Origin of the sequence: Streptomyces sp. NK15101, assembly GCF_020400725.1 — a bacterium.
In the GTDB taxonomy this organism is placed as follows: domain Bacteria; phylum Actinomycetota; class Actinomycetes; order Streptomycetales; family Streptomycetaceae; genus Streptomyces.
The window spans coordinates 172,736-184,924 of sequence record NZ_JAINVG010000005.1 but is presented as its reverse complement, the minus strand read 5'-3'; the positions used below and the strand labels follow the sequence as shown (position 1 = coordinate 184,924).

The 12,189-nt window shown below is 71.5% G+C and carries 9 protein-coding genes and 3 pseudogenes; 4 read left to right on the top strand and 8 right to left on the bottom strand.

Annotation, left to right across the window (positions count from 1 at the left end; translation table 11 throughout):
* A pseudogene (locus tag K7G60_RS04535) lies at positions 1 to 432 on the bottom strand (hypothetical protein); the annotation flags it as partial.
* 110 nt (positions 433 to 542) lie between these two features.
* Between K7G60_RS04535 and K7G60_RS04530 the strand changes: the two are divergent.
* Both K7G60_RS04530 and K7G60_RS04525 read left to right on the top strand, forming a co-directional pair.
* Positions 543 to 701: pseudogene (locus tag K7G60_RS04530) on the top strand (DUF255 domain-containing protein); the annotation flags it as partial.
* A gap of 889 nt (positions 702 to 1,590) precedes the next feature.
* Positions 1,591 to 2,217: a TetR/AcrR family transcriptional regulator gene (locus tag K7G60_RS04525; RefSeq protein ID WP_225799466.1), complete on the top strand. Its 627-nt coding sequence runs from the start codon at positions 1,591 to 1,593 to the stop codon at positions 2,215 to 2,217.
* Positions 2,218 to 2,279: 62 nt separating this feature from the next.
* On the opposite strand, the gene K7G60_RS04520 is transcribed toward K7G60_RS04525, so the two are convergent.
* From K7G60_RS04520 to K7G60_RS04500, 4 genes and pseudogenes are all read right to left on the bottom strand, one after another.
* Positions 2,280 to 2,684 carry a DoxX family protein gene (locus tag K7G60_RS04520; protein WP_225799465.1) on the bottom strand — a complete coding sequence of 135 codons (405 nt, stop codon included), beginning with the start codon at positions 2,682 to 2,684 and terminating at the stop codon, positions 2,280 to 2,282.
* Between the two features lie 306 nt (positions 2,685 to 2,990).
* Positions 2,991 to 4,550, bottom strand: a complete 1,560-nt coding sequence (locus tag K7G60_RS04515; protein WP_225799464.1) for an FAD-dependent oxidoreductase — start codon at positions 4,548 to 4,550, stop codon at positions 2,991 to 2,993.
* A pseudogene (locus K7G60_RS04510) lies at positions 4,547 to 5,449 on the bottom strand (alpha/beta fold hydrolase). Before K7G60_RS04510 ends, K7G60_RS04515 begins: the two are co-directional and overlap by 4 nt.
* A gap of 19 nt (positions 5,450 to 5,468) precedes the next feature.
* The gene (locus K7G60_RS04500) at positions 5,469 to 6,302 is read right to left on the bottom strand and encodes an alpha/beta fold hydrolase (RefSeq protein ID WP_225799462.1); all 834 of its coding nucleotides are present in this window, start codon (positions 6,300 to 6,302) and stop codon (positions 5,469 to 5,471) included.
* Positions 6,303 to 6,405: 103 nt separating this feature from the next.
* Between K7G60_RS04500 and K7G60_RS04495 the strand changes: the two genes are divergently transcribed.
* The gene (locus K7G60_RS04495) at positions 6,406 to 7,422 is read left to right on the top strand and encodes an alpha/beta hydrolase (RefSeq protein ID WP_225799461.1); all 1,017 of its coding nucleotides are present in this window, start codon (positions 6,406 to 6,408) and stop codon (positions 7,420 to 7,422) included.
* A gap of 146 nt (positions 7,423 to 7,568) precedes the next feature.
* Here K7G60_RS04495 and K7G60_RS04490 read toward each other — a convergent pair whose 3' ends face one another.
* A complete protein-coding gene (locus K7G60_RS04490; RefSeq protein WP_225799460.1) occupies positions 7,569 to 8,135 on the bottom strand; it encodes a Uma2 family endonuclease in 567 nt (188 codons plus the stop codon).
* Between the two features lie 231 nt (positions 8,136 to 8,366).
* On the opposite strand from K7G60_RS04490, the gene K7G60_RS04485 reads away from it, so the two are divergent.
* Positions 8,367 to 10,385, top strand: coding sequence for a thioredoxin domain-containing protein (locus K7G60_RS04485; RefSeq protein WP_225799459.1), 2,019 nt, complete (start codon positions 8,367 to 8,369; stop codon positions 10,383 to 10,385).
* Between the two features lie 87 nt (positions 10,386 to 10,472).
* Here the strand turns inward: K7G60_RS04485 and K7G60_RS04480 are convergent, their stop codons facing one another.
* Both K7G60_RS04480 and K7G60_RS04475 read right to left on the bottom strand, forming a co-directional pair.
* Positions 10,473 to 10,880, bottom strand: coding sequence for a rodlin (locus tag K7G60_RS04480; protein WP_225799458.1), 408 nt, complete (start codon positions 10,878 to 10,880; stop codon positions 10,473 to 10,475).
* A 94-nt stretch (positions 10,881 to 10,974) separates the two neighbouring features.
* Positions 10,975 to 12,015: an LCP family protein gene (locus K7G60_RS04475; RefSeq protein ID WP_225799457.1), complete on the bottom strand. Its 1,041-nt coding sequence runs from the start codon at positions 12,013 to 12,015 to the stop codon at positions 10,975 to 10,977.
* Between the last annotated feature and the right edge of the window lie 174 nt (positions 12,016 to 12,189).

Below are 12,189 nucleotides of genomic sequence, written 5' to 3'. Positions count from 1 at the left end.
CCCCCCCCCCGCCCCGCCCGCCCCCCCGCCCCCCGCCGTCGCGCGGGGGACGGTCCCCGCCGCGCCGGCCACGGCGCCCGCCGCGCCCGCGCCGAGTGCCGTCCCCGCCGTCGTGCCGAGCGCCAGGTCCGCCCCGAAGGCCGCGGCCGCGGCGATGCCCGTGACCAGGGCGGGACCCCCGATCGCCGGACCGGTGAAACGGTCCGCCGGACGTGTCCGCCCGGCCGCCTCCGCCTCCGCCTCCTCCACCGCCCGCAGGAAGGCCGCGTAAGCGCCCCCGGCGCCCCCCGCTCCCCCGACCATCGCGTCCAGCTCCGCCCGGCCCCGCGCGAGGAGCACCTCCGCGTCGGCCCGGCCGCCGGAGGCCCGCACCTCCTCCGCGACGGCCCGCTCCAACAGCCGCTCGGCCTCGGTCCGGTGACTCTCCCGCATCTGCGTTCCCCCTCCGCGCGTGCCCGACGAATCCGGCCCAGTCTCCTGCGTCGCGCGCGTCGGCGCGAGGGAGCGGGGAAAGGAGGAGACCGCTGCGGCAGGATGGGCCCATGCCGAACCGACTGGCCCATGAGACCTCCCCGTACCTCCCGCAGCACGCCGACAACCCCGTCGACTGGTGGCCGTGGTCGGCCGAGGCCTTCGAGGAGGCCCGCCGCCGCGACGTCCCCGTGCTGCTCAGCGTCGGGTATTCCAGCTGTCACTGGTGCTAGTGAACTTACACAACCACGTAGTCCTGACCTGGGATGTTGCCAGGGGGTAGTCGGGTGAGTACGTACGATGAGGAACTGAACACGAGTATCGACGCATGGGTGGAGGCCGAACTGGCCGCCTCGCCCGAGTGGGGCCCGAGAAGTACGCCACCATCCACCAGCGCTTGGAGGGCGGCGCGCCCGTCGTAGCAGCTGAAGAGTGATGGCGCGGAGTACAGGCTGCGGGCAGCGCGGACAGTGCCGTGGGTGAGGATCGGCCGGTCCTTGCCCCGCACTGTCCGCCGGGGCGACGAGGGATGCCTCCATGAACCTCAGGGTCGAGCATGTGCTCGAAAAGGGGGGCTGGGGTTCCGCGCGGCTGTCACCAAGATCGCTGTGACGTGGTGCGATGGTTGTCACCAGCCGCCTTGGCGGATCTTGATGTGCTCGGCTGCCGCTGCCGGACGCGGCGGCTAGGAGTCGCAGTCGCGGACGCTGCTGAGCTGATAGGTCGCGCCGAGCGTGACCTTGCGGATGGCCTTGAGCAGCCCCAGGTGGTGGGAGTGCAGGAGCTGGGGCCGGCACACCTCAGTCGCGCCGTCGCCGACCATCCCCCCGGCACCTCGCGGCCGTCGTCCTCGGGGCCCCAGTGGCGATCACCACCTCCCGCGAAGACCTCGCTCGTGGAGCATCAGTCCGTGGTGTTCACCCGCCCGTCGTCGAACTCCCGTAGGAGCGGTCATCGGCGGGCGGATCGAAGGGGCACCGCCCATGCCCAACCGGCACTCTCCATAGTGGATACGGTGTTGCTGTTATGGTGCTGGCCGAGGAGGTGGACGTTTCAGTGGCAGCAGCTGGTCCTGCACAGGTGACCTCGGCATCGGGTCGGGGCCCAGGGCGTCCGCCCGTGCCGTTGGAGCGCATCGTCTCCACCGCCCTGCAGATCGTGGACGATGAAGGGGCCGACGCCCTCTCGATGCGGACGCTGGCCCAGCGCCTGGGTTCGGGCACGGCGACGCTGTACCGGCACTTCGACAACCGGACAGCGCTGGTCGCCCATGTCGTGGACCGCATGTTCGGCGCCGTGGAACTGAACGGCGACGAACTCCTCACGATGGGCTGGCAGCAAGCGCTGCGGACGGTCGCGCACACCATGTTCGAGGCCCTGGCCCGCCACCGGAACGCGGCGCGCCTGATGGCCGAAGAGATACCCCTGGGGCCGAACGCCATGGCGCTGCGGGAACACTGTCTCGCGGCGCTGCTCGACAGCGGCTTCCCGCCGCGACTGGCCGCGCACACCTTCGCCACCCTCGCCCGCTACGTCCTCGGATTCGCCATACAGGTCAACGGTCATGGCGGCGGCGGGCAACGCGACGACGCGCACCTGTCCGCCTTCTTTCAGAGCGCCGATCCGGCCTTGTTCCCGGCAACGGTCACCGTCGCCGGGTCGATGCCCGTTCCGATCGAGGACGAGTTCTCCTTCGGCCTCGAACTCCTTCTCAGCGGGCTTGCCCACCTGCGCGACGACGCCTGACCAGCCAGGACGATGCGAATCTGAGGCCGTCGGCCTGTTACATCCTCGGGGCAGCATTGCCTTCAGGGCGAACCTGCCGGAGCTGCCCATCCGTGGAGATGTGGACTCGATCCGCGGCGCTTCAGGCGAACAGGGCCGCGAGGTATGAGGCGACAAGCACGGCGCACACGGCGGCGGGCGCGATCTTGGCAACCGGGGTGGCCCTTGCGCAGGTGTACGACCACAGCTCCGGCGAGCAGCAGGAGAAGGCCGACCCCCGCGAGGCCGCCGAGCGCCGGCACGGCGGGGCCGAGCGCCACGCCCGCGACCCCTGCCAGTTGCAGCACGCCGATGCGGCGGTAGGCGGCGACGGAGAAGCCGGTCTCGGCGGCCAGCTCGCGTGCCTTCGGCAACGCGAGAGTGTTGAGCACTCCGCTTGCCCCGAAGATCAGGACGATGGCGCAGGCGAGGGTGTTGGTGAGGATCATGAGGCATTTCCAGGGTGTCGGCGTCGTGGCGGCGGGGGCGTCAAGGGTGACGACCCGATGGCGCGCAGGTCGTCACGAGACCGTTGTTGGGATGTGCCGGGCGGTGGTCGAGCGGTCGGACGCATCGCTCGGCGACCAGACGGGCGATTCAGGCGATCAGGTCGGGGCTTGTCGACGACCGTCAGTCGGCGAGGACGTCGACATGCTCGGCGTCCGGCCGGTGCGGCGTCATCGTGATGACGTGCGCCCCGCGCAGCAGGATGCGGCTCATTCGGTGGCCCCCGGACCGGGGGAGGTGCGGCCCGGCTAGGACATGGTGCGGGTCCTTGTCTGCGGCGTCATCGCCCGCACGGCGGCCTGTGCGGTGGTGAGGAAGTCCCGGGTGGCAATGTGCCCGATGTAGCCGTCGGGACGGATCAGCAGCAGCGTGTCGCCGGTCAGGCCGTAGGCACTGCGCAGCGTGTTCTTGGGGTCGGAGAAGGCGCGGCCGTCGCCCGCGGCCGGTCCGACGGTCAGCCGCTTCAGCGGGGCGCCCGTCGTCGGCCAGTCGAGGAGGTCGAGGTCCCGGGCGGCGCCGGGGCCGTAGGCGATGGCGGTGAAGTGCGACCCCCGGAAGAGGTCGAACAGGCGGGTCTGGGCGCCGTCGGCGCCGAGCAGGTGGGCGTCCGGGGCGCGGTCACCCACGCGCAGCGTGCTGGTGTCGCCACCGTCGCCGCCGGCGGGGGCGAGCGGGCCGCCGTAGTAGGTGAGGGAGAGCTGCTGCTCGTCCTTGCCGCGCTTCATGCTGGAGGGGTCGAGCTTGGCGATGCCGCCCCACTTCTCCGTGGACAGGCCCAGGACGCCGGCGGCGATCGGCTGCCGCTCGGCCTCGTAGGTGGCAAGGAGGGCGGGGTCGGCTCCGGCGAGGACCTGGCCGAGCTTCCAGCCGAGGTTGTAGCCGTCCTGCATGCCGGTGTTCAGGCCCTGGGCACCGGCCGGGGTGTGGACGTGCGCGGCGTCGCCGACGAGGAAGACCCGTCCGCGGCCGTAGTGCTCCGCAAGACGGATGTTGGGCCGGAACACGGACTTCCAGTGGATCTCGTGCAGCTGGATGTGCCGGTTGCGGGTGTGGGAGTGGATCCGGTCGATGAGGGCGCCGATCTCCTGGGGCGGCTCCTCGTCGGGCGTGAGCCGGATCATCCACTGGAACGTGTCGCTGCCGGGGAGCGGGCAGGCGGCGATGAGCTTGCCGCCGAGGCCGGGCCACATGTGCCACCGGTTGCGGGCCAGGCCGCTGACGGAGGCGTCCACGATCAGCACGCGGTCGGACTCGTCCGTCGTCCCGACGAAACCGATGTCGAGCTGCTTGCGCACCGCGCTGGAGCCGCCGTCGGCCCCCACGGCATAGCGGGCGACGATCTCCTCGGCCCCGTCCGTGCCCACCACCTTGGCGGTCACCGTGTCCTCGTCCTGCGTCAGCTCGGTCAGTGCCTTGTTGAACTCGACCTCGCGGCCGAGCTCACCGAGCCGGGCGTGCAGGGCGCGGTCCGTGCGGAACTGCGGGATCAGCCAGGTGTTCGGGTACGGGACGTCCGGGGTCGCCTCCTTGTGGGGGAACATCTTCCACGGCACGCTGAGGGGCCCGGCGTGGAGCCCGAGCTTGGGGTAGAGGTCGCCGCCGGCCAGCACGTCGTCGAGAGCGCCGAGGTCTTCGAGGACTTCGAGGCTGCGGGGCTGGATGCCCTTGGCGCGCGAGCCGTCGAAGGTGTGGGGGGACCTGTCGATGATCCGGACGTCGAGTCCGCGGCGTACGAGGTCGATCGCCAAGGCGGAGCCCGAGGGGCCGGCACCGATGACCAGGACGTCAATGACCTGCGGGTTGTTCATGAGTCGAGCCTTTCAGTGTGCGGACACGAACGGGACGAGCTGATCGGCGACGTCCCGGGGCCGTTCGAACGGGGCCATGTGCCCGCATTTGGTGATGAGGTGATGCTTGTGAGGCTTCAGCAGGGCGCGTGCCGCGTCGAAGCGCGCCGGCGGCGTGACGGTGTCCTCGTCGCCCCACAGCAGCAGCGTCGGAATGCCCAGCGCCCCCGTCCGCCGGAAGAGGTCGTCACGGCCGCTGAGGGGTAGGTGCTGCAGGGTGTCGAAGACCGCGTACAGCGAGCCCTCGAAGCGCAAGCAGTCGAGGACCATCTCGGTCAGTTCCGCGCCGAGCCCGGGGTCCCGGACGTTGTGCCCGAGGTGCCCCTGGAGCAGCTGGAGGCCGCGACGGCGGGCGACCACCCCGGCCAGCAGATCGCTGCGCAGCAGCCGGTCGGGGGAGGCCAGCCGCGGTTTCGCGAGACCGGCGGGTCCGACGATGGTGAGGGTGGACACCCGCGAGCGGTACCGGGCGGCGTACGTCATGCTGACGAGCGCGCCCATGGAGGTGCCGACCAGGTGCAGGGGTCGCGTCGTCAGGCCGAGCCGGTCCGTCAGCTCGGCCAGTTGCCGGGTGAACAGCGTCTCGTCGTATCGCGCCCGTACCCGGTCGGAGTAGCCGCGGCCGTAGGCGCTGCAGGTCAGCGTGCGCAGCCCGTGGGCGTGCAGCTCGCTGACGAGCCGTCCCAGTAGGACAGCGGGATGGTCAGACCGCCCGCCATCAGGACAACGTCCCCGTCCTGGGGCCCCGTCAGCTCGTAGTGGGTGACGCCGTCGGGCAGCTCGATGAAACTGCCGCGCAGCGCCTTGCGCGTGTCGGCGGTGAGCTTGCGGTCCTCGCCCGGGGCGACGAAGTACTTCATGGAACGGGCCTCCTTGCGCTCAGTTCGCGGGGGTGTCGGCGCCGGAGCCGAGGAACTTGGCGATCGCGTCCGCGACCCACTGCGGTTCCTCCTCCGGCAGCAGATGTCCGCCGTGGGGGTGGACGAGCTCCTGGGCACCGGGGATGTCGCGGGCGAAGTGCTGGCCGTCGAGGCCCGCGCTGCGCAGCACCAGCGTGGGCACCGTGATGCGGGGGATCTGCGCGCTGCGGTCCGGCTGGTCGGTGTTGCAGAAGTCGACGAAGGCCGAGCGGTTACCGGGGCGGCTCATGAGCTGGTAGGCGCGGTCCACCATGGCGTCGTCCACGATCTGCGCGTGCGGCCCGACGGCCTCGCGCAGGTTGCGCTCGATGGCCCCGCGCGGCATCACCCGCCGCAGCACGGGCCGCACCAGCGGGTTGCGGGCCAGGCGCATCCCCGCGGGCACGGTCTTCTCCGGGTAGCCGGTGGCGTTGACCAGCACCAGGCCGGTCAGCCGCTGCGGATGGTCCAGCGCGACGTTCCAGGCGATGTTGCCGCCCAGGGAATTGCCGGCCACCGCGTAGCGCGGCACGCCCAGCGCCTCCAGGAAGCCCGCCACCGTCGCGGCGTACGCCGGGATGCGGTAGTCGCGATCCTTGCGCGGGCCCGTCAGCCCGAACGCCGGCAGGTCGGGACGGATGACGTCGAACGAATCCGACAGCAGATCCGTCGCGCGGTCGAAGTGCTGCAGGGACGAGGCGCTGCCGTGCAGCAGCACGAGTGCCGGGCCGTGCCCAGCGCGCTTGTAGTGGATCCGCAGGCCGTCCACCTCGACGAACCGGGAATCGGGCTGGGGCTCGGACCAGATATCCATAATGGATACACTGTTGCCGATAAGGTGGTCGTGTCAAGTGGAAGCCCTTGTCGCGGGCGCGGCGCCTCGGCCGACTCCTGCCCGAACGGAAGGTGCGCAGTACATGACACTCCGACGCGTTCTCGGCGGACTGGGCACCGCAGCGACCCTCGGCGCCGCTGCGGCGATCAGCACGCGTCGCCGCGCTCTGGCGGCAGTCCCCCGCGAGCTGCGGCACCCCGTGCTCTACCTCCCGCTGAACTTCGGCAACCCGGTCACTCTGGCCATCGCTCGCCGCCTCGTGCCCTTGGCGGGAGCCGCTTCCAGGCCCGGCGTCCGCATCGAGCGGCGCACGCTGCCGGCCACAACCGACGACCTCCCCGTCGAGGTGCTCACCTACCAGGCATCAGGCCAAGCGCCGCGCGCAGCGCTGCTCTGGATCCACGGCGGAGGAACCGTCATGGGTGCCGCTCGGCAGGAGAACACCTGGTGCAGCCGCGTTGCCGACGAACTCGGCGCTCTGGTCGTCAGCGTCGACTACCGCCTCGCACCCGAAAATCCGTACCCCGCGGCTCTGGACGACTGCTTCGGTGCGCTCCGCTGGCTTCACGCCAGTGCCGCCGCCCTCGGCATCGATCCCGCCCGCATCGCCGTCGGCGGCGAAAGCGCCGGAGGCGGACTCGCCGCCGTTGTGGTCCAGCGCGCCCACGATTCAGGAGTGCCGGTCCGGTTCCAACTCCTCGTCTACCCCATGCTCGACGACCGCACGGCCCTACGCGTCGACCCTCCCGACAGCGCCATCCACACCTGGACCCCGGACTCCAACCGCTTCGCCTGGACCTCCTACCTCGGCCGCCCGCCACAGGAGCGCGACGATCGCCCCTACCTTGCGGCGGCAAGGCGGAGGAACCTCGACGGGCTGCCGCCCGCGTGGATCGGCGTGGGCGACCTCGACCTGTTCCACGACGAAGACGTCGACTACGCCCGACGCCTGAACGAGGTCGGCGTCGCCTGCGAGCTGCGGCTCGAACCAGGCATGTACCACGGCGCTGATGCCTTGCTCGACGGCAAAGCACCATCGATGACCGCTTTCCGCGCTGCCGCCCTCGACGCTCTGCGAACTGCCCTGGCAAAGCCCTGACCGCCCGGACATGCCCAGCCGGCCTCGGCGGCCAGGCCGGCTCGCTCAGTCGAGAACAGGAAGGTGGCGCCGGGCGACTTCGCGTGCTTCCTCGCGGGGGAGACCGAGCATGCGCAGGGTGGCGAGGGCGCGCGATTCCTCGTTGCTCACAGGGCTCCGAGGTCGACCGTGACAGGGAATGGCGCGGTGGCCTTCACGGTGCCGGTGAACACCTCGCCGTCCCGGTAGGCCCTGGTGGCTGGGTCGAGGACGTAGGTGTAGACGATCGGAACGCCGGTGGCGGACTGCTCGATGCGCCAGTAGAAGGGGATGCCGGCTTTGGCGTACTGGTCCACCTTCACGATCCGGTCGGTGGTCTCTGACCCCGGGGACACGACCTCGACGACCAGGAGCACGTGCTCGGGGCGGGTGGGCGTGAGGTCGATGGTCTCCGCCCGGTAGACGATGACGTCCGGACGGCGGTTGGTGAGCGGAACGTCCTGCAGGCGGACGTCGAAGTCCGTGTCGGCGTTCCAGTCCGGGCCCGCGGCGGCGTCCAGGGCATTGGCCAGGATCCGCGCCAGCCGGTTGTGCCGCTTGGAGGCGCTCGGGCTCACGACGACCATCCCGTCCACGATCTCGATGCCGGCGCACTGCTCCTCGGACCAGGAGTCGTACTGTTCCGCGCTGATCTGCGTGTGCATCCACGCGGGCGCCACCATCTCGGCGGACATGGAGTACCTCCTTCGAGGATGCGGTGCTGCTCGACTCAGCGTAATGCCCGCTTCCAGTCGGGCACCGGCTTCGGAGCGGGACGGAACCTCCAGTGTCCGCAGGGTGACCTGGGTGCAAAAGGGGCGATCCGCATTCACCACGTGATGGCCCATGAGTGCAAATCGGCCAAGTAGGGCGGGGGCTTGCGGGCCGAACAGGCAGGACCGTGTCGGCGTGAGAGGCTGGGTCGTATGAACCGGTTGGCTGGTACGACCTCGCCTTATCTGCTTCAGCACGCCGACAATCCGGTCGACTGGTGGCCGTGGGGATCCGAGGCGTTCGAAGAAGCGAAACGGCGCGATGTACCCGTTCTGTTGTCGGTCGGATACTCTGCGTGTCATTGGTGCCACGTCATGGCGCACGAGTCCTTCGAGGACGACGCCATCGCCGCCCTGGTCAACGACAACTTCGTCGCCGTCAAGGTCGACCGCGAGGAGCGCCCCGACGTCGACGCCGTCTACATGGAGGCCGTGCAGGCCGCGACCGGCCAGGGCGGCTGGCCGATGACCGTCTTCCTCACCCCGGACGCCGCCCCCTTCTACTTCGGTACGTACTTCCCGCCCGAGCCCCGCCACGGCATGCCGTCCTTCCCGGAGGTCCTCGAAGGCGTCCGGGCCGCCTGGGCCGACCGCCGCGGCGAGGTCGACGAGGTCGCGGACCGCATCGTGAAGGACCTCGCGGGCCGCTCCCTCGCCTACGGCGGCGACGGCGTCCCCGGCGAGGAGGAGCTGGCGGGGGCCCTCCTCGCCCTCACCCGCGAGTACGACGCGACCCGCGGCGGCTTCGGGGGCGCCCCCAAGTTCCCGCCGTCGATGGTCCTGGAGTTCCTGCTCCGCCACCACGCCCGTACGGGCTCCGAGGGCGCCCTCCAGATGGCCGCCGACACCTGCGAGGCGATGGCCCGCGGCGGCATCTACGACCAGCTCGGCGGCGGCTTCGCCCGCTACTCCGTGGACCGCGCCTGGGTCGTCCCGCACTTCGAGAAGATGCTCTACGACAACGCCCTGCTCTGCAGGGTGTACGCACACCTGTGGAAGGCCACCGGCAGCGACCTGGCCCGCCGGGTCGCCCTGGAGACCGCCGACTTCATGGTCCGTGAACTCCGCACCCCCGAGGGCGGCTTCGCCTCCGCGCTGGACGCCGACTCCGACGACGGTACGGGCAGGCACGTCGAGGGCGCCTACTACGTGTGGACGCCGGCGCAGCTGACCGAGGTCCTCGGCGCGGAGGACGCCGCCCTCGCGGCCGCCCACTACGGCGTCACCGAGGACGGCACCTTCGAGCACGGCAGCTCCGTACTCCAGCTCCCGCCGGAGGCGGGCCCGGCCGACGCCGCCCGGATCGCCTCGATCGCGTCCCGGCTCCTCGCCGCCCGCGAGGAGCGCCCGCGGCCAGGCCGTGACGACAAGGTCGTCGCGGCCTGGAACGGCCTCGCGATCGCAGCCCTGGCCGAGACCGGCGCCCTCTTCGACCGCCCCGACCTGGTCGAGCGCGCCACCGAGGCCGCCGACCTCCTCGTCCGCGTCCACATGGACGAGACGGCCCGGCTCACCCGGACGTCCAAGGACGGCCGGGCCGGGACGAACGCGGGGGTCCTGGAGGACTACGCCGACGTCGCCGAGGGGTTCCTCGCCCTCGCCGCCGTCACCGGCGAGGGCGCCTGGCTGGAGTTCGCCGGCTTCCTCCTGGACCTCGTCCTCGACCGCTTCACCGCCGAGGGCGGCGCGCTGTACGACACGGCCCACGACGCCGAGACCCTCATCCGGCGCCCCCAGGACCCCACCGACAACGCCGCCCCGTCGGGCTGGACGGCCGCGGCCGGAGCGCTCCTCTCGTACGCCGCGCACACCGGCTCCGAGGCCCACCGCGCCGCCGCCGTGGGCGCCCTCGGCGTGGTCAGGGCCCTCGGCCCGCGCGCGCCCCGGTTCATCGGCTGGGGCCTGGCCGTCGCCGAGGCCCTCCTCGACGGGCCCCGGGAGATCGCCGTCGTCGGCGACGCCGCCGACCCGGCCTTCCTGGAGCTGCGCCGTACGGCCCTGGCGGCGACCACCCCGGGAGCGGTCCTGGCCACCGGGGCCCCCGACGGCGAGGAGTTCCCGCTCCTGAGGGACCGGCCGCTGGTGGCCGGGGCGCCCGCCGCGTACGTGTGCCGTCACTTCACCTGCGACGCCCCGGTCACCGACCCGGCCGAGCTGCGCCGGAAGCTCTGACCCCGACGGCCCCGGCCCGGAACGGGAACGGCCCCGCGCCCCTCCGAGGAGGGGCCGCGGGGCCGCACCGTGTCCCGGTGCCGCGGCTCAGCCGTTGCCGGCGCCGTTGCCGGACAGGACCGGGATGTCGCTGAGGATGTGCGACAGCGGCTCGTCGCCCTTGGCCTGGGTGGAGTTCTCGGTGCACTGCTGGTTCTGCGGGTTGGACAGGACGTTGATGTCCTGGACCGAGATCGGGATGGCGCCGATGATCGAACCGGCGTTGACCTTGGCAGGCAGGCCGATGCAGGGCTTGTTCAGGGAGCCCTGGACGAGCGCCATCTGCGGGCTCATGTTGCCGTAGGTCTCGGAGTTGCCGAACTCCTGGTGCGCGCCGTTGCCCGACAGCGACGTGGTGCCGCCGTCGTCGGCGATCGCGAGCGCCTGCCCGGCGCCCGCCGCCGTCGCGCCGAGGACGGACGCGGCCACAGCAGCCGTCGCCAAGAGCTTCTTCATTGTTCAGGCCTTTCGGATACGGGCCCGCTGAGTGCCGAGCCGCGCTGATCAACTGGTCAGCAGCCCGGAGGTTCCGGGAAGTCCACCGGACGGACTACGGGCAGATGAGCGACGAGCCCTTCGCGGGCCGGTACGTGCCCACCGGGATCTCGCTCGGCGCGACGGCCCCGGCGGCGGGCAGCGGCCGGTCCTCGGCCAGCCGCCCGAAGACCTCCGCGGCCCCCTCCTCGTCCCAGGCGAGCGTGGACCCGACGCCCTCGATGTCCGGGTTGAAGCCCCGGACGGGCACGATCGCGAACTCCATGCGCTCCGGGGGCAGGTCCCGCAGGCGCGCGGCGAGCGTCAGCAGCTCCGTCGTGGAGATCCCCCGCTCGGCCGCCGCCGTCCCGCGCAGGGTGGCCGCGAAGGCCCGCAGCGCGGCCGGGTCGTCGAGGATGCCGTCGTGGAGCCGGTGCAGGGTGTTCACCACGAACTTCTGCTGCTTCTGGATGCGGCCGAAGTCCATCTGCCCGTCGGCCTTCCGGGACCGCACGTACTGGAGCGCCTCGCCGCCCGCGACCCGCTTGGTCCCGGGCTGGAGGTCGAGGCCGGTGGACGGGTCCTTGAGCGGCTGCTCCGTACAGACCGGGACGCCCTCGTCGACGCGGTCCACGGTGTCCATGAAGCGCCGGAAGTCGATCTCCAGGTAGCGGTGGACGGGCAGCCCGGTCATCGACTCGACGGTCTCCACGGTGAACGGGGAGCCGCCCTCCGCCCAGGCACTGTTGATCTTCGCCTGGTGGGCGGCGTGCGTCCTCCCGGTGCGCCGGTCGACGTGTCCCGCCGGGAAGGAGGTGAGGGAGTCGCGCGGCAGTCCCACGACGTCGACCCGGTCGTTCGCCGCCGAGACGTGCACGAGCATCATCACGTCCGTGCAGTCGCACCCCTTTCCGCCGAGGTGGAAGCGTTCCTTCTCCTCCTCGGTGACGCCCTTGCGGCTGTCGATGCCGACGACGAGCAGGTTCAGCCCCTTCTCGGGGGCGGGGAGGCCGGCGGGGGCGAGGGCGAGGGCGCCGGGAGCGAGGGCGGCGAGGGTGGCGAGAGCAGCCGCGGCGAGCAACGGACGCCGGGACAGCCGTGGACGCGGGAATTTCATGTCCGCACCGTATTTCGACCCGCTCGCACACAGGTACGCGACGCGACTTGAACAGGACGAATCACTCTCCTGCGGTGCCTGTGTAATGATGCGGGAATCGCAGCGGAAGGAGCGAAAATGGCGCCGGGTCCCGGAAAATGGGAACGGATGGCCTTCATTCCGAAGAGCCGATAT